Here is a 16,673-nt window from a genome sequence, read left to right as displayed (position 1 = left end):
GAGGGAGTAAAAAATCCAAACGGAATACTCCAACACCCGATTCGGGTTCAGTTCAACCTGACCCCCGGTGGGCGGATGATTTGGCAAAACTCAAGGAACTTTTATCGGCGCAACCGAATAATTCCTAGAGTTGCTCTAAATCAAAAGCCAAACCCACTGAACTCGTCTAGCGACAAAAGCGGCGTTAGACAACCCGCGCTAACCGTAGGACACGGTAAACGCAGTGTTTTCTGCTGCCAATTTGCCGTGTCCGTCTTTGTTGCCAAATTTCAGGCAATGGTGATCGCTAAAGACCGACCGACAATGATACCCTTACTTCTGGGGTGACATTCTGAAATCTGGGCATCGTTAACCCAACGATGACATAAGCCCCATCCCCAGTAATTCATAACCAAGAAGGACATTTTAGTATGAGTGCAGAAACTGACCCGGTTAAGGTGATGAAGCAAGAAGTCGGTAAAGCAGCGGCCCAACGGGTGCAATCCGGGACAATTGTTGGCTTAGGTACAGGCTCAACTACGGCGTATGCGATTCAGTATATCGGCGATCGCATCAAAAAAGGTGATCTGAAAGATATCAAGGGAATTCCCACCTCATTTCAGGCAGAAGTGTTAGCTAAAGAGCATGGTATTCCCTTAACCAGCTTAGATGCGGTGGATCATATTGATGTTGCCATTGATGGGGCTGATGAAGTTGATCCGCAAAAGAATTTGATTAAAGGTGGTGGTGCGGCGCATACTCGTGAGAAAGTGGTGGATTCTCTCGCCGATCAATTTATTGTGGTGGTTGATAGTGGTAAGCTGGTTGAGCGACTGGGTTCCACGTTTAAACTGCCAGTAGAAGTGATTCCGATGGCGTATGCCCCAGTGATGCGGGCGATCGAGAAATTGGGGGGCAAACCCGAATTACGGATGGGGGTCAAGAAAGCGGGACCCGTGGTAACGGATCAGGGAAATATGGTGATTGATGTTACCTTTGATTCGATTGATAACCCCGGTGAATTAGAAAAGACGATTAATAATATTCCTGGTGTTTTAGAGAATGGTTTATTCGTCGGTGTGGCTAATGTGGTGCTAGTTGGTGAAGTGAAAGATGGTCAACCGCTAGTACGCGAGATGTAATCGGTTATCCATCTAATTTTATTGTAGGGTGGTTGACACTCACCCGGCTTAAAGCGCGGGTGATTCTTCCGTCGTAGGGATTCCAATGAATTTACCCTCAGAAAGCATCTTGACCGTGTGCCCACCAAGCGAGGAACTGTAATTTAGTAGTATGGTTAAGTTGGGTTAATATAAGTTGTCATGCATTTAAATTGGATATTAGTAGCGAGCAAGATGCAAAGCCTGCGGCATGGCTTCGCTTAACGCACTACAAGGCTTTCGCCGTTATTGATATTAAGGTTTAAATGCCGAACAGCTTATCTGACTTTTCACGGCATATAATAATTTTGACCGAACGTCCAAATCTGCTGTAACACAAGTTGACTATTGCTATCCCTTGCTGTATTGATTCCACTCTTTGACGATAAACGAATAATTTGCCCCCATTTTCACATAATAAAGCGCATCAAACCCTTCATCCCAGCGCGGTAAAACCAGCTTTTTATGAGTTGCTAAAATCCCCGGTACAGGAATCACCTGTTTGCCTTGGCGTTGAGCATTCCGTCGCTTACAATCCTCTACAACCGATTGAAAATAATACCCCACAACCCGAAATCTATTTTCCTTCGCAGGTAGGATATAACGCGCTCTATCTGCCGGAGTCGGATTCGTGTTATCCACAACAAACCGCTGTTGAGCATCGAGACATGCTTGAACCAGAATCGCTTCCCGATGCCGAGTTTTGAGCATATCCAAGTTAATCCGGATATGAGTATTATAAAAGCGATCGCGGCAAAATGATGATTTCCCTGACGCCTGAATTCCGATTAAGATAACCGCTTCCATAGTGGTTTTGCTTTATTGCTGCGACAACTCCATAACCCTTAAATTGAAGGGGACTGAAATTTTGGCTGGTGGGCAATGCCTACCCTACGGTATATCAAGGATTTCGGTGATATAAAATTATTGAGCGTATTATTGTCCTTAAATTAGGATGAGAGTGACTGTGGTGAGTTATTACGGTATTGATGATAGCGTCGGTAAATCTCAAGATTTAACAAACAAGCCATCAGCCAGGTTAATCCTGCCGCTTGTCCGGCTACAATATCTGTGGGCCAATGAATACCCAGATAAACCCGACTGAAGCCAATTAAAGCAATCAAGCCAATAATTAGGCTAACAATCCACCACCGCCAACGGCGAAAGTGACGGGCTAGTAAATAGGCAATAAAACCATAGATAACCAGTGATAACATGGCATGACCACTAGGGAAACTGGAGGTATTGGGTTCACTCCTAGTCATTTCCCAGAGTTGAGGGCGTTGACGGTCAAATAACTGTTTAATTAACAGGTTTAATCCGGTTCCGCCAATAGCAGTAATCGCTAAAGCGGTAAAATAAACGCGCTGTTGTCGCGCCCAAAATATTGCCCCTAAAATTAGACAAATTAGAGTAACAACCACGGTTCCGCCAATAATCGAAGCCCCCCGCATCACCCAATCTAGCAGCGGCGAATGAAATTGTTTAACCAGCAATATTAGGGTTGTGTCAATTGCCTGAGTTTGCTTTTCTAACACCTCATCCGCAATTTCTAGAAAAACCCAAAGCCCCGCAACTGTTAGGATTACCCCTAAAATCGGGATAATAGCAAGCTTCCAGAACAGAGGCTTATTAGCTTGCGATCGCCAAATCTGAATGAGAGTTGCTATGATTTGGCTTGATTTTTCCTTGAACATCGTTATACAGACATAAGCTGTTATACATTTAAATTGGGAATGGGTAGCGAGCAAGATGCTCGCACTACCAACAAAAATTACTTTTTGTTAAAATTGATTTTTGGGGATTTATATAATCCTTGCGTAGCAAGACACGATGTCATTTATTTGCCCCATCTTCCCCATTCAAGCGTAACCGAATTAGCAGGTCATTTAACGCCTCTTTTGCCGAGGGTGTGGCAGGTAGTTCACTCGACTGACTGGCTTGTTCTAATTCTTCATACAGCCGTTCGTATTCTCCCCGATAAAATCCTAAATCTCCCTCTTCTATCGGAGATTTTTCCGCACTGGTTAATTTCTGGGTAATTAAATCGGAAATATAGGATAATCTAAATTCTTCATTCAACTTGAGCAAATTGGCTTCCACTTCACCAGTTTTCATTAAATGAATACCCGTGAGTAAAACCCGATAGACATAAAGCAAGGGCTTAATTCGGCGCGGACATTCTTTGCCAAACAGTCGCCATTGAGTTCGGGCAAACCCCAAGTAATGATGGCTGTGGTGACGGGTGATGCACCCTTTCGCGATCGCTTTTAATTCTTGATGTTCTGGAGTTGTATGAACAATCAGCGGAGAGTACAATTGCTCTAAGACATATCCATTCTTTTTTAGAAGCAGAGAAAAAAACTTTTTGATGTCGTGAGTGACTAAATCTAGTTCTAATTTATCTCGAATTTCGGCAACTTCAATTGTCTCACGTCCGGTTTCTAGTCCAACGACGTCTTGTATTGGTAAAATGTGGCTACCGCGCAAATCGTAATCCGAATCGGGTGAGGGAAATCCGTATAAATGCGCCCCGCTAATGGTGACAAATAATAGCGGATACGGCTGTTTGCCAACAGCGGGAAGTAAGCGATTTTGTCTTTCAATCATGACTTGCCTTATTTTTGAAAAATATCTCTACCGATTGGGTTAAATCGGATTAATCGGAAACCTTCGTAGGGGCGCACAGCCTTATTATGTATCAACTTAAGCTCAAAACTCGGCAATACCTTGATTTGACCCCTTCCTAACCCTCTCCTTGCCAAGGGGAGGGAACTCGGATAACTTTTACTTATTCTGCCTAATCTTAATGTACTGATACTGAATCGACTAAAAAATGCTTTTGTTGATAAGTTTGCTGACAGGGAAATGGCTGCTCAATAAACCAGTGTTTACAGCCATCTGGCGACAGAGACGAAACTTGACTTCCGGCGCTTTCAAACGCACCGTGCATACAAATATTCCCCTTGTGTTCTCGTAAAATTGATTGTGCTGTCTCAATGGAAAATTTGCCTTGATTAACTTGACATAAATGTCTGACTGTCCCTTCTCTGGAATCAATGGATAGGGATTCTGAATATCCTCCTTCCGAAAAAATGCTGGCAAAATCAAAATCTTCCTCTCCCGCACACCATCCTCGATTCACCGCATAATTAATTATCTCTGGATGGCGCAAATCACCTGAATTGCGAATACTGAGATTATTAGAAATTGAGCGAGTTCCTTGTTGTACTCGTTCAGCTACCCAATACTCGCCAGCGGTTTCTAATACCCAGGCGTCTTGGGCATCTGCCAGAATAAATGAGTTATGATAATTCATGGCAAAGTTTTCGGCACAATTCCCGCCTTGTCCATATTTGTTTAGCAACGATGTGATTACATGAAGCGCGTCTAACGCTGTTTTGCCGCGTTCTAATCCTAAGCGGACTAAATCCATGCCCAGCAACCCTTTGGTTTTATAGGGTTCAACTGTCCAAACGGCTTCATTGCCAATTACAACGCCACATTCATTTGCCCCCATTTCTGCACCCCACATCCATCGGGGTTTGGAGAGGATCACGGCTAGGGTTTTGTTGACTTGGGGAATTGAAATATAGGTGCATTCAACTGTTGTGTTTGAGTTGTCGTTTCTGGCGGGAATGACGACAACATCTTGAAGTTCACCCTGGGGGCGATCGCTATTTTTGCCGAATATAATATCGCCGTTGAGTGTTGAGTTGGGTAAGGACACAAATGTATCACACATAGGATTTATCAATTTGATTTCAAAAACAGGTGGTGAATGGAATAAGGGATTTAACGGGTAGAGACGTCATGCTACGTCTCTACAAGGTTATGATGTGTTGGCAAATATTTTGATATTTCATTCTTTATTTATAGGAAGGGTGGCAAAGGTTTAGGGCGCTAAAGTGCAACTACAAGCATAACGATGAGCGGTTCCGCCTTGCTTTTATTAAGAATGTGTTGGCTTTTTCATAGTCTGGGCGTTCGGGTAATGAGGTGTTTTTCAAGGCTTGATCAAACTGATGATGTAAGGATAATCGCCAAGCGTTTACCTCGTCCCAAGCCATGTCTCCCTGGCGAATCGCTAGCAATTGTTGTCGATAGTCCTCGACTTTAACCGGAACAAAGCCGTCTTTGAGGATGGTAATCCCTGATAATAACAACCGGATCAGATGCATGGCGTGTTTTAAGCGAATTTTTCCTTTGGTGCGGAGATCTTGCTCCATTTTTTTGAATTGGGACATTGCATAACCGTTATAGGTTTGATAGACTAATTGCGACAGAAACATTTCTCGCTGGTTTAGCAAGTTTTTGGCGATGGGGGTTGCTGTCTCGACTAAGGGAGTATACAAGCATTCTAAAACATTGGGATTGGCTTTAAGCGCTAAGATTAAAAACTTTTGGAGTTCCCAATAACATTCCTGGTTTTCTTTATTTTCTAATTGTTCGGGAATGCCGTAAAGTGACCAGTGAACGTCAGCAGGCGGTAAGTAAATCCCACGACGGTCAATATCTGAGGTTTCCTGATCTAAACCAAACGCCCTAGACCCGACAATACAACGATAGATGACATACTCGTATAAATTGTAATCACTCAGGCTATCGGCGGCTTGCTGTAATCCTTCGTTTTGAAAATGCTTGCGGATACTAAATTCCTGTCGATTTAGGGTGATTTCAACGTTGTTTGGCAAACGGATAAGATACGCATGGGAATTATCGGTGGGTGATTTGACGATAACACCAACCGCACCGCGTACACATAAGGGTTCATTGGCAGAATTTTTTACCTCGACACGACTGACAACTTGCGTACCGACGGGCAGAATTAAGTTAGGATTCATGGATAACTCGATAAGCTGTCATGCATTTAAATTGAGTATAGGTAGTGAGCAAGATGCTCACACAACAAGGATTTTTCTGAGAACCGTCTGCCTTATGCCTTTGACACAGCGATCGCGGATTGTCCTAAACTGATACGATACCAAACACCGATCATTAATCAGGGCATGGGGCAGAAACGGGCAATAGTATGCGGATATTATGGCAAGGGCAATGGGGGTGATGAGGCGTTGCTGGCGTCGTTGCTGCAAATGCTGCCTAAATCGATAACACCACTGGTGCTTTCAGGTAATCCGAACCAAACACGTAAACGCTATGGGGTAGAAACCTGCGATCGCACCTCGGCGTTCCGTGTCTTGCAAGCCTTTAACCAAGCCGATAGTTTTATCTGGGGAGGTGGCAGTTTAATCCAAGACGCCACCAGTGCCATGAGTCCAGTTTACTACAGTGGTTTAATGGGATTAGCTCAACAGCGGGGCTTAAAAACTATTGCCTGGGCGCAGGGAATTGGTCCGTTGCAGCGCCCTCTGACGCGCTGGATGGCACGACAATGTTTTCAGGGATGTACAGGCGTCAGTGTCCGCGATCGCACCTCAGCCGCCCTCCTAGCCGATTGGCAGGTGCCGTTTCGGGTGGCTCCTGATCCAGTCTGGGCATTAGACTCAACCCCAGTCCCCGGATTATGGGACTTAAAAGCACCCAGAGTCGCCGTCACCTTGCGATCGCACCCCCATCTTACCCAAGAGCGTCTCGCCAACCTTACCCAAGCTCTGATCGCCTTTCAAGAAGCCACCAAAACCTGTATACTACTTGTGCCATTTCAGGCATCTCAAGATCTGAGCATCGCCCAATCCATTGCCTCCCAGCTTCCGGATACCCATCAGATTTTCCAGCTCGATGAACCCCAACAATTAAAAGGATTGTTTCGGGGAGTAGAAATGGCAATTGGGATGCGCTACCACAGTCTGATTATGGCAGCAGCCCAAGACTGTCGCTGTTTTGCCTTAAGCTATGACCCGAAGGTTGATTCCCTAATGGCAGAACTCGACTTGCCGGGATGGAGGTTAACCGACATACCCGATGACTCAAACGCGATCGCGCATACCTGGATCGATTACTATGCCAATGGTAATCCTCTTAGCCGCGATCAAATCCAATCCTTAGTCGATCGGGCGTTGATGCATCAAGATTTATTGGTAGACATCCTCGTCAAGGATTCATAAAAAACAAAGGCAGAGGGCAGAAAGCAGAAGGCAGAGGGGTAGAGGGGATTTATTCCGATGCTTTTGCATACTCTGGTGAGGCGGTTGTTAAATTCTCCCAGCACAATTTGTAATCTGGCGAGTTTTGTGTCTTACTTTGGAAAGGAGTCAAAAACCAGGAAATCTTAACTCACCTTGGCTCTGAGCCATCCCCCAGCTTAAAATCCAAAATACTGGTTTATATCAATAACAACTTAAAATTCATAGTCCATAATTGATAATTTGGTTGATTTGTGACCCTCTGGATGAAGAGCAATGAGTGATTCTGACACCCCTAATAAAGAGCCTCTCCCGGAGTCCAGTGAATGGACCGATGAGAGTGCTAAACATACTCCCGATGAGCCAGAGAATCCTGAATCTCAGACGCTGCTCAACCTCTTTCAGATAGCCGACATGAATGAGGATAAACCCCAGCCGGATGTGGATATCGACCAAACCGTCGAGTTAGACTCCCCACTCAACGTTGAGGCAGAACCTAGCGATCCTGAATCACTTCCCACCCTGGCAGAATCTCGCAACAAAGACGCGGATTGGTTTGCCCTTGCTCAAAAAATGCGCCAGCGCAATCGCCGCTTGCTCGAACAAATTGCTCAACTTCAGGGCGCCCTGAATGAAAAACAAGACGCCTTAAACGCCGAGATGCTGCGATCGCAAGAGCAGGATAGTCTGATTGTCCGCCAAGGCGAGGAACTTAACACGCTGCAAGAGCAATTAACTCGTCTGTTCCATACCCTAGAATCCTCCCATCAAGCCGCAACTCGTCAGCAAATTCTGATTGAAACCTTATCCGAGCAACTACAAAGCTCTCAAGAACGAGTCGCCCAACTAGAACGGGAATGCGCCCTCACCCAGCAACGGAATAACGAACAATCCCATCAATTAGTGCAATCGGCTAATACCTGTCGAGAACTGAAAACCCGCTTACACCGACAACAACAGCAAACCTTACAATTCAAAGTCGCCCTGGAAAAATGCCTGGAAATGCCGAATCGTCAGGTAAGCGAAGCCCAACCTACCCGTCCAAAACGGGATGTAGGCGGTGTTGTCCCCAAAGCCCAACCCATCCAACCGTGGTCCACTCAACAGGATTTCCTCGCCGACGAATCCTCAACGGATACTGAACCCCTCTGGAATCGTCCCCTCCAGCTTGATTCATTATTGGCGACATCTGCTTCAGATACCGAAGACGTTACTGAACCCACAGAGTCTCACCCATCAACAACGCCAATTGACTCAACCGTTACTCCGATTTCAGGCAGTACGGCGGCGGAGTTAGAAGCCGAGCGACAACTTCTGGCGGAAATGAACTCCCTGGCGCAAGCTTCAGGATTATCAGAAGTAGCATACGATTTAACTCAGGAGCCAAACCCTTGGATGCTCGAACCCGGAAGGGAAGCCGAAACGGTTGATGAATCCGGATTCTCCTCAGCAGAGACATCAGAGACTGAAGATGAATGGGATGAAGAGAATGAGGTGACTCTCCCCCAACCCAATTGGCCCTCACCTGTGGTTTATCCCCTACGACGCCCGAAAAAAATTAAGTCATTGTCATCAATTGAGTTACCGAGTTTTCCCCGGTATCGCCCTGTCTAGATAATCGATATAAAACAGATGTCCCAATCCTTAGAACCTCAAGAGCGAGATAGCCTGGACATTCAATTACTGGTTCTGGATATTGATGGCACGATCGCGGGTGAAACCAATACGATTACAGAACCTGTAAAGCAAGCCATTCGTCGGGTACAAACAAAGGGAATTCAAGTCGCGATCGCAACCGGACGCATGTACTGTTCTGCTTTACGCTTCCATCGGCAGGTTGGTTCTACCCTACCGATTCTGGCGTATCAAGGCGCATGGATTCAAGATCCCGCCACAGAGACAATTCACCGCCATTTATCCGTCTCCCGTGCTAGGGCTGAACAATTATTGGATTATTTTGAGAGTGACATGCTGCGATCGCAACTTTCGGTTCATTTCTATATCAACGATCAATTGTATGTTCGGGAAATGACCCCCGAAACCCAGCGCTATGCTCAACGGGCAGATATTCAACCCCTCTCGGTGGGTGACTTGCGTCAGGTACTCACCAACGAACCCACCAAGGTATTAGCCCTCTGTCAAGATACAACGGTTATCGACCAATTATTTAGCCGCTTGCGTCAGCAATACACCCCCGCCGAACTTTACCTGACTAAATCCGTCGCCACCTTCTTTGAAGCAACCAATCCCCTCGTCAACAAAGGAGAAGCCGTGCGCTACCTAGCCGAAAACTTGCTGGGATTATCTGCCCAAAATGTTATGGCAATTGGCGATAACTTTAACGATATTGAAATGCTGGACTATGCCGGGTTCGGCGTCGCCATGGGCAATGCGCCTCTCGAAGTTCAGGCGATCGCGCAATGGGTAGCGCCCTCTGTTGAACAAGATGGCGTAGCTACAGCTATTGAAGCGTTAATCTTGTAAAGTTTAGCTGGATCAGAAAGGGAACCGACGACTGTCCGTGTTTCGTCTCGGTTCCCTCGCTGGTTCGCTCCTCACACATTCAGAATCATACCGGAATAAGTGGAAAATGTCACGCCTCGTAAGAAAAGTTGTTTTTCTATGCTCCTAGAATAAAAAAACCTTTCCTTTCACCTATACCCAATTCTTCATCTCCCCCAGCTTCCCCAGCACCTACAACGCTCTAGGAGCAGATACACCCAATTTTTCCAGGAGCGATCGCAACACCACCTGTGTAACCCCGATTAACCCCAATCTCGCCCGCGCCAAGGGCAAATCATGAATCTTCACCTCTCCCCAAATTCGGCAGGATTTGTAAAATTGCTCATAAGCCTCACTGACAGCCAATCCTTGTTTAACCCAACGCTGACAATCGGAAGTACTGATCACGTCTAACAGATCAAAAAGCTGGACAATCAAATCCCATTCAGCAGGATGGTTTGTACGTAGCCTTACCGACTCCCTATTGGAGTCTCCTGCATCCTGGAGCCAAGGAATTGGATTTGGGTAAATGATCGTAATTGGGGATGGGTGAGTGGTGACTGAAAACAATTCCTCCTTGTCTCCCTCAGCTTCCCCAGCTTCCCCAGCTTCCCCAGCTTCCCCAGCTCCCCCAGCTTCCCCAGCTTCCCCAGCTTCCCCAGCTCCCCCATCTTCCCCATCTCCCCCATCTCCCCCATCTTCCCCCCCTCCTGTATCGGTGATCTCAATCAATCCCTGTTCGTCAGCTAGGCGTAAAAGCGAACAGCAACGAGCATGAACATATTGAATGGGAAAAAGCTGATCAGAATCCGGCTGATTGTGTTGAGATTTTTCTCGGTTCCCTCTTCCTCCTTTTGGGTGAAATTTATCGTTTAAGTCATTTGGGGACACTGATGGAAAATAGGGTATTTTAAAGCACTCTTGTAAGTAAGTAGCCAAAGCGCGATCGCCAAGTCGGAAAAGAATCCAGCCCGGAGGCAATACTTCAACGGTAAAATTGATACCAATCGTATCAGCAGACTCTTGAGAAAGCGTTAGCAAAGCTTCGGTAAGCTGATGAGCGATGTCTAAGGGAGTCTGTTGCCAAGCCGAAGATAACTTAAGTGCGATCGCTGACCGATAGCATACATAATTAGAAATAGAGGTACGGTGTAAAGGTACAGTATTCGGTGTCAACTGAGCCGCTATGGGTAAGGTATTGATTCTATCAATTGCCTGCCAAAGCTGTCGTTGAAACTGAGATTTGATACTCACATTTTTACTGAACGACTTTACCGTAAAAACTCGGTAGTTAAATGTATTTTTAGCTACTTTAAACTCCATGTACACTGAGAGAAAAATGGGATCTCCATCCTAATCGATCTATGAATTTCCAACCCTCAACCTCAGACCCATCCCGACCATTCTTAACCTGGCAACGGATTCTGGATTGGGCGCAGGAACACTACCGCGATCGAACGTTTAACAAAGATGAGCGAATTCCCACTCGTTCAGGGTTGCTGTATCTCGTGCAGCGAGGCACAGTACGCCTAATGGGTACCACTCAACTGAGCTCCCATGACTCAACAGACGGATCATTACCCCCAATTCTAGAAGAAGCCTTTTTAGGATTTGTCAGTGCAGGTCAGCCGTTTGAAATTGTCGTTCAATCGCCCTTTACTCTGTCCGCCTACTCCCATATTGACCAAACCTCAGTTCTCTGGATGTATTGGCATGAGCTAGACAATTGGCCCCACTTCCGGCGTGAGGTTTTTAATGCGTTCCACTATCAACATCAGCGTAAACTCCTATGGTTAAGCACATTAGGACAACGCAAAACTATTGATCGCCTTTTCGGATTACTTACTCTAATCATTGAAGAATTTGGCGAACCGACACCCGATGGCTACTGTTTGCCATTTCCTTTAACTCACGGGCAAATTGGTAGTGCGATTGGTGCAACTCGTGTCACCGTGACTCGCTTAATGGGAAAATTACGCAAAAAGGGATTGATTAGCACCTACGGGGATAATTTAATTTGCTTACCCATGCAATCTGTTGATTTTAATAACGATAGTTCAAAATCAAGCTAATCGGTTATTTGTTATCATATCAAACCTAGATAGTTGAGGATATAGTAATGGTTATAGCAGCAAATTTAACTGATAATTTTTCTCTAGATGACTTTATGGCTAATCCTCCCGATCATACAGAGTGGGTGGATGGACAATTGATTGAGACAACGGGAATGACGATAAAACATAGTCGAATTCAATCGAGATTAGATCGTTACTGGGGAAATTACATCAGCGAGTCGGGACAAGGCGGTGAACCTTTCGTCGAACTTCCTTGTCGCACATTGCGCCAGGGGCGTCGTCCAAATGTATCTTATTTGACATCCCAGTTGCTCGATCAGTATGGTGATGTGGCTGTATTACCCCAAAGCCCCCCTCTGATTGCCGAAATTGCCTCACCCACAGATACAGCCGAGGAATTATTTGCCAAGGCGACGGAGTATTTAGAGTCAGGTTGTCAAGAAGTTTGGTTAGTGTTTCCTGAGACTCGTTGGATTTTGGTGATCACTCAGAATCAGACATTAGCATTTCGTTCCGGTGATGTGGTGAGTACGCAGGTTGTTCTAACCGGGTTTAGCATAGCCGTCGATGAGTTGTTAGCCTAAAGTTCGTAGTTGCGCTGTCTTCATTCCTGCAAACCTAAACCTGAGAACCAGTCCATGAAAATAAGTAAAATAATTATCAAGGGCTTTCAACAGTTCAATAATTTCCAGTTGGATTTGGTAAACCCCAAGACAGGTAAACCACCAGATAAAATATGCTTTATTGGCACGAATGGAACGGGAAAAACAACGCTATTGGAAAAAGTAATTAACTCATTTAAGTTTCATGGTTATGAAAATCAGCCAAATAAACTGGAAAACCAGCCATTCTTCGCTGTAAAATTTTCTGCCTCGTCTGGAGATTTTTTTGCTTGCCATCCTCCCGATAGCGGTTCTGGTTGGTTTGATACTCCAATAGTCTACTATAATGCTGATGTCGAACAGACTGACGAATGGCATCGGTTTGTCACTGATCCAACCCAAAAAACCGTACCACCTAACTTCTGCATACAACACTACATTTCCAGCCCGCCCATTCCCTCGTTTACCAGCAAGAGAGATTTAATTATTCATGTACCAGCCGATCGGTCATTGCTTTTACAGCAAGGAGATTTACCTGTAACAACACTTAACGAAGCTTTAACGCTATTCCAAAATTTTCCAGTTTATCACTTTATATCTATGGAAACTGCCGGAGAGTTTTGGAAACTATTAATTTATCTGGTCAAAAAACGGGAGAGTGATTACCTAGATCACTTAAAGAAACCTGAAAATAAAAAGAAAACGATTGAAGATGTTGAGGCAGAATTTAACCAAAATCATCCAGAAATTCTCCAAGAAATTGGAAACTTATGGAATCGAATACTAGACAAGCCAGGACTAAAATTCGATATTGAAGAAGCAGGAATTCCTGTACAACTCAACGAAAATCTTCAGGCGTATGTGAAAGTTAAGAGTACAAGTCAAGCCTTACCGTACAACAGCCTCAGTAGTGGGATTCGTAGCTATATATTCAAGTTAGGGCATATTAAAACATTGTACTTCCAACGTCAGATAGAGCGAGGTTTTCTATTGGTTGATGAACCTGAAAATAGTTTATATCCGGATCTGCTTTATGACCTAATTGAGCAATATCTCTCAATTATCCAAAACACACAGTTCTTTGTCGCTACCCATAATCCAATTATCGCCGCTCAGTTTGAACCTTATGAGCGAATCCACCTGGATTTTGATGAGCAAGGGTTTGTCACGGCGACATCGGGCGTTACTCCGATTGGAGATGACCCCAATGATTTGTTAATTAAAGATTTTCATGTACGCAGCATCTACGGAAAACAAGGACTACAAAAATGGGAACGATTTCTGGAACTACAGCGATTAATTAACTCAACTAGCGACATAAATCGCAAACAGGAATTGATTGCTGAATATCTAGAAATCGGAAACGCCTATAACTTTGCTCCATCCAAATGAGATATCTGAGAAAGTCAGCGCAGTCAAAGATAATTTCTAATCAGTGGCAGTATTCAAATCAAAGTGATAGAACTAAGATAAGGCAAGAACTGCTAAACGAACAGATGGGATTTTGTGCCTACTCCGAACGCTATATCAAAAGTACAGATGCTGTTGATGTGGAACATTTTGATGCTCGGTTGAAAAGCACAGAGAATGATAATTACTGGAATTGGTATACTGTGGTGCATTGGATCAATCAGCATAAACCCCGTAAGATCGAGCCGTTTGAACCTATCCTAAAGCCATATTCTGCGGATCTAAATCAACGGATAAAGTATGAAAATGGGCAATTTATTGCGGTCGCTCCAAATGACAAAGAAGCTGAAAATCTGATTAAGTATCTTGGGTGGAATAGACCCGAACTGTACGAAGATAGACGTAAGCATATCGAGCGCATCCGATTTGTGCAACAGGTATATAAAAATAACCAAGATTAGTTCTTTGATTATTTAGTGAATCACCCAGAGAATCTCAGTTTTTTCTCCGCTATGAGCGTTGAGTTAGGACTTCCTGATAGTCTGATCGAAAGGATTAGCAAAAGCTCGTGAAATTCCTATAGGAGAACATAGCACAACAACTTACTGGTTAGTCGCCGCGATCGCACCTTGTCCTTGGGGTGAACCAACATAACCCAGAAAGGCTTGCACCTGCGGCGTTGCAGGCTGTTTGTAGACGTAGTAAAGTTCTCGTTGATAGGGATAATTTGCCGCTTCTGGGGTTAACCCATCGACAGGTACAATTCGCACCGTTTGTTGATCCGCAACCTGGGCGTAGGTGGCATAACTAATTCCATTGTTGCCCAATTCTCGCAAAATGGGAGTGGTTGCATCTTGCGGCATTGTGACAATATTAGGTGTTGTACCAAATTGCCCACCATTAAGTACCAGTTCTTGAAACGCTTGATGAGTTCCGCTAACCGGAGGGCGATTAATCACCCGAATCTGTTTTGAAGCATCACCGACTTGTGACCAATTGGTAATCTGTCCTTGAAAAATTTGCTGAACTTGCGCCTGAGTTAAGCCTCGCTGAAAAGGATTTTCCTCACCCACCACGATCGCGATCGCATCTTTGGTTACAGGTACAGCCACTAAGCCTTGGGACTGTTCTTGGGAGGTCAGAGGACGAGAAATCGCCGCAATATCGACACTTCCGGTTAACAGCGCTAGAATCCCCTTATCTGAACCTTCAGCTTGGGTTTCCACAGTTGTACCAGGAAACTGCTGTTCAAAACTTTGTTTCAAGGCTTGATTAATTTGCACCATAGTCGTCGAACCTGCTATCCGAACAATTGTGCCACTGGGGACAGTTTGAGGCGGCGGAAAAACACTATTGGGATTCGCGGATGGCGTTCCCGGATTGGCAGGTTGAGTGGGTGGGGATGGATTTTGAGTCGAGTTATTCTCGCCTCCTGTCAATGTTCCCAAATTCATACCCGATTGACGAGTAAACCACCAAAAACCACCCGCTAATATAACAAGTGTAATTATCAACGCAGCAATAAGGGTTCCAGTTTCGTTTTTCTGTGACATAATTATTAGTCATTGGTCATTGGTCATTGGTCATTGGTCATTGGTCATTGGTCATTGGTCATTTGTCATTGGTCATTTGTCATTGGTCATTTGTCATTGGTCATTGGTCATTTGTCATTGGTCATTTGTCATTGGTCATTGGTCATTGGTCATTTGTCATTCGTTTACTCCCCCATCTCCCCCATCTCCCCTACTCAACTCAGCGCAACCTGACAAATCCGGCTTGGCTAATTAAGTCCTGACCCTGATTCGCAAGTAACAATCGCGCATACGCTTCCCCAGCTTGTTCATCAAGTTGACCATTTTGTTTAACAATGACAAATAATCGACGAGTAATTGGATAACTTCCCGATTGAAACGCCTGCTTATTAAGCTGATTGCGCTGTCCGGGACATTGGGAAAGCGGCACAAAAGGTTCCTGGTAAGGAGGAACCAGTTCATCGGGTTTGCGTCCAATCGGTAAAGATTTTATTGTACATTGAGGCACAACTTCAGGTGCAGAGGCGTAATAAATGCCGCCAGGATTATCCGCTAACACTCTCAGGGCTTGAGTTGTGGTGCGGATAAACTCAACCGTCGCCCCAAACTCTTCTCCCTCTAAAATATTGTCCATAAAAAACTCAATTGTACCGCCTTCTTCTGGGCGTCTGGAATAAGGGATGATCGGTAAGTCAGTACCCCCGACTTGATTCCAGTTGGTAATCTTACCCGTATAAATATCTTTTAGCTGAGTAATCGTCAAACCCGGAATTTGCAGGTCAGGATTAACCGCAACAGCGATACCATCAATAGCGATAGGAATTTCTTTGAGAGTAAAGCCGCGTTGCTGGGCTTGTTCATATTCCTCTTGTTTCAGGGGGCGCGAGGATTGGGAAAATGCCAATTGGTTATTTAACAGCATTTTAATCCCTGTACCCGAACCGGGTGCGCCTGTTGTCGGATCAGTGTAACGCAATCGGAATTGGGGCCACACGGTTTGAATGGCGGGGTCTACGACTTCACGGATGGGTGCCCAAGTCGTGCTACCTCCATAGCTGAAGAGTCCTTCGGGTACACCTTCCACTTGGGCAAAGGTTTTAACCTGTTGGGATTGTTCAGGAGATTGACGATTAACCTTAACCTGGCGGTTTGTGTTGATTAAGTCAGACTCACGGCTAAACCACCAAACCCCGCCCCCAACTAAACCAAGGGTAATCAGCAAGGCTAAAACTAATACAGTCGTTTCGTTTTTCTGAGACATGCGATCGTGAGTTCAAGTCGCCAAATCACCAATCACCTCTAGCTTACCTGGCAATTGTCCAGTTTTTTC

16 protein-coding genes are annotated in these 16,673 nt (G+C 45.0%); 8 read left to right on the top strand and 8 right to left on the bottom strand.

Going from position 1 to position 16,673, the window contains the following annotated elements:
• The first annotated feature begins 410 nt into the window (after positions 1–410).
• On the top strand, positions 411–1,121 hold the full coding sequence (rpiA, locus tag MC7420_RS27630) for a ribose-5-phosphate isomerase RpiA (protein WP_006104571.1): 711 nt from the start codon (positions 411–413) through the stop codon (positions 1,119–1,121).
• Positions 1,122–1,490: 369 nt separating this feature from the next.
• On the opposite strand, the gene MC7420_RS27625 is transcribed toward rpiA, so the two are convergent.
• The 5 genes from MC7420_RS27625 to MC7420_RS27605 all read right to left on the bottom strand — a co-directional run bounded on the left by MC7420_RS27625 (position 1,491) and on the right by MC7420_RS27605 (position 5,983).
• Positions 1,491–1,946: an AAA family ATPase gene (locus MC7420_RS27625; protein ID WP_006104616.1), complete on the bottom strand. Its 456-nt coding sequence runs from the start codon at positions 1,944–1,946 to the stop codon at positions 1,491–1,493.
• Positions 1,947–2,089: 143 nt separating this feature from the next.
• The gene (locus tag MC7420_RS27620) at positions 2,090–2,836 is read right to left on the bottom strand and encodes a phosphatase PAP2 family protein (protein ID WP_006104613.1); all 747 of its coding nucleotides are present in this window, start codon (positions 2,834–2,836) and stop codon (positions 2,090–2,092) included.
• A 139-nt stretch (positions 2,837–2,975) separates the two neighbouring features.
• Entirely contained in the window at positions 2,976–3,749 is a 774-nt protein-coding gene (locus MC7420_RS27615) for a nucleotidyltransferase domain-containing protein (RefSeq protein ID WP_006104568.1), read from the bottom strand.
• 196 nt (positions 3,750–3,945) lie between these two features.
• The gene (locus tag MC7420_RS27610; RefSeq protein WP_006104580.1) at positions 3,946–4,884 is read right to left on the bottom strand and encodes a C69 family dipeptidase; all 939 of its coding nucleotides are present in this window, start codon (positions 4,882–4,884) and stop codon (positions 3,946–3,948) included.
• A 169-nt stretch (positions 4,885–5,053) separates the two neighbouring features.
• On the bottom strand, positions 5,054–5,983 hold the full coding sequence (locus MC7420_RS27605; protein ID WP_006104621.1) for a nucleotidyltransferase domain-containing protein: 930 nt from the start codon (positions 5,981–5,983) through the stop codon (positions 5,054–5,056).
• A 165-nt stretch (positions 5,984–6,148) separates the two neighbouring features.
• On the opposite strand from MC7420_RS27605, the gene csaB reads away from it, so the two are divergent.
• The 3 genes from csaB to MC7420_RS27590 all read left to right on the top strand — a co-directional run bounded on the left by csaB (position 6,149) and on the right by MC7420_RS27590 (position 9,706).
• Complete coding sequence (gene csaB / locus MC7420_RS27600; protein ID WP_006104665.1) at positions 6,149–7,204, top strand: polysaccharide pyruvyl transferase CsaB; 1,056 nt, start codon at positions 6,149–6,151, stop codon at positions 7,202–7,204.
• 294 nt (positions 7,205–7,498) lie between these two features.
• A complete protein-coding gene (locus MC7420_RS27595) occupies positions 7,499–8,836 on the top strand; it encodes a hypothetical protein (protein ID WP_006104608.1) in 1,338 nt (445 codons plus the stop codon).
• An 18-nt stretch (positions 8,837–8,854) separates the two neighbouring features.
• A complete protein-coding gene (locus MC7420_RS27590; RefSeq protein WP_006104603.1) occupies positions 8,855–9,706 on the top strand; it encodes a Cof-type HAD-IIB family hydrolase in 852 nt (283 codons plus the stop codon).
• 210 nt (positions 9,707–9,916) lie between these two features.
• Here MC7420_RS27590 and MC7420_RS35765 read toward each other — a convergent pair whose 3' ends face one another.
• Entirely contained in the window at positions 9,917–10,978 is a 1,062-nt protein-coding gene (locus MC7420_RS35765; protein WP_157453356.1) for a DALR anticodon-binding domain-containing protein, read from the bottom strand.
• A gap of 110 nt (positions 10,979–11,088) precedes the next feature.
• Here MC7420_RS35765 and MC7420_RS27580 point away from each other — a divergent pair, with 110 nt between their 5' ends.
• Genes MC7420_RS27580 through MC7420_RS27565 form a run of 4 tightly spaced genes read left to right on the top strand, consistent with a single transcriptional unit; the run spans position 11,089 to position 14,272 of the window.
• Positions 11,089–11,796 carry a Crp/Fnr family transcriptional regulator gene (locus MC7420_RS27580; RefSeq protein WP_006104574.1) on the top strand — a complete coding sequence of 236 codons (708 nt, stop codon included), beginning with the start codon at positions 11,089–11,091 and terminating at the stop codon, positions 11,794–11,796.
• A gap of 47 nt (positions 11,797–11,843) precedes the next feature.
• Entirely contained in the window at positions 11,844–12,383 is a 540-nt protein-coding gene (locus tag MC7420_RS27575; RefSeq protein WP_006104607.1) for a Uma2 family endonuclease, read from the top strand.
• A 54-nt stretch (positions 12,384–12,437) separates the two neighbouring features.
• Complete coding sequence (locus MC7420_RS27570; RefSeq protein ID WP_006104598.1) at positions 12,438–13,793, top strand: AAA family ATPase; 1,356 nt, start codon at positions 12,438–12,440, stop codon at positions 13,791–13,793.
• A complete protein-coding gene (locus tag MC7420_RS27565; protein WP_198016574.1) occupies positions 13,790–14,272 on the top strand; it encodes a hypothetical protein in 483 nt (160 codons plus the stop codon). Before MC7420_RS27570 ends, MC7420_RS27565 begins: the two co-directional genes overlap by 4 nt.
• Positions 14,273–14,413: 141 nt before the next feature.
• Here the strand turns inward: MC7420_RS27565 and MC7420_RS27560 are convergent, their stop codons facing one another.
• Together MC7420_RS27560 and MC7420_RS27555 are read right to left on the bottom strand one after the other, a co-directional pair.
• Complete coding sequence (locus MC7420_RS27560) at positions 14,414–15,364, bottom strand: phosphate ABC transporter substrate-binding protein (protein WP_006104569.1); 951 nt, start codon at positions 15,362–15,364, stop codon at positions 14,414–14,416.
• Positions 15,365–15,563: 199 nt separating this feature from the next.
• Entirely contained in the window at positions 15,564–16,604 is a 1,041-nt protein-coding gene (locus tag MC7420_RS27555) for a PstS family phosphate ABC transporter substrate-binding protein (protein ID WP_006104597.1), read from the bottom strand.
• Between the last annotated feature and the right edge of the window lie 69 nt (positions 16,605–16,673).

Origin of the sequence: Coleofasciculus chthonoplastes PCC 7420 (assembly GCF_000155555.1) — a bacterium.
Lineage (GTDB): Bacteria > Cyanobacteriota > Cyanobacteriia > Cyanobacteriales > Coleofasciculaceae > Coleofasciculus > Coleofasciculus chthonoplastes_A.
This window is presented reverse-complemented; position numbering and strand designations above follow the sequence as displayed.

What these genes read in the sequence shown, in the direction of transcription:
- rpiA (WP_006104571.1), top strand. Translation starts at nt 411, where the DNA reads ATGAGTGCAGAAACTGACCCGGTTAAGGTGATGAAGCAAGAAGTCGGT.
- MC7420_RS27570 (WP_006104598.1), top strand. Translation starts at nt 12,438, where the DNA reads ATGAAAATAAGTAAAATAATTATCAAGGGCTTTCAACAGTTCAATAAT.
- MC7420_RS27560 (WP_006104569.1), bottom strand. Translation starts at nt 15,364, where the DNA reads ATGTCACAGAAAAACGAAACTGGAACCCTTATTGCTGCGTTGATAATT.
- MC7420_RS27590 (WP_006104603.1), top strand. Translation starts at nt 8,855, where the DNA reads ATGTCCCAATCCTTAGAACCTCAAGAGCGAGATAGCCTGGACATTCAA.
- MC7420_RS27620 (WP_006104613.1), bottom strand. Translation starts at nt 2,836, where the DNA reads ATGTTCAAGGAAAAATCAAGCCAAATCATAGCAACTCTCATTCAGATT.
- MC7420_RS27610 (WP_006104580.1), bottom strand. Translation starts at nt 4,884, where the DNA reads ATGTGTGATACATTTGTGTCCTTACCCAACTCAACACTCAACGGCGAT.
- MC7420_RS27565 (WP_198016574.1), top strand. Translation starts at nt 13,790, where the DNA reads ATGAGATATCTGAGAAAGTCAGCGCAGTCAAAGATAATTTCTAATCAG.
- MC7420_RS27575 (WP_006104607.1), top strand. Translation starts at nt 11,844, where the DNA reads ATGGTTATAGCAGCAAATTTAACTGATAATTTTTCTCTAGATGACTTT.
- MC7420_RS27605 (WP_006104621.1), bottom strand. Translation starts at nt 5,983, where the DNA reads ATGAATCCTAACTTAATTCTGCCCGTCGGTACGCAAGTTGTCAGTCGT.
- MC7420_RS27580 (WP_006104574.1), top strand. Translation starts at nt 11,089, where the DNA reads ATGAATTTCCAACCCTCAACCTCAGACCCATCCCGACCATTCTTAACC.
- MC7420_RS27555 (WP_006104597.1), bottom strand. Translation starts at nt 16,604, where the DNA reads ATGTCTCAGAAAAACGAAACGACTGTATTAGTTTTAGCCTTGCTGATT.
- MC7420_RS27595 (WP_006104608.1), top strand. Translation starts at nt 7,499, where the DNA reads ATGAGTGATTCTGACACCCCTAATAAAGAGCCTCTCCCGGAGTCCAGT.
- MC7420_RS27615 (WP_006104568.1), bottom strand. Translation starts at nt 3,749, where the DNA reads ATGATTGAAAGACAAAATCGCTTACTTCCCGCTGTTGGCAAACAGCCG.
- csaB (WP_006104665.1), top strand. Translation starts at nt 6,149, where the DNA reads ATGGGGCAGAAACGGGCAATAGTATGCGGATATTATGGCAAGGGCAAT.
- MC7420_RS27625 (WP_006104616.1), bottom strand. Translation starts at nt 1,946, where the DNA reads ATGGAAGCGGTTATCTTAATCGGAATTCAGGCGTCAGGGAAATCATCA.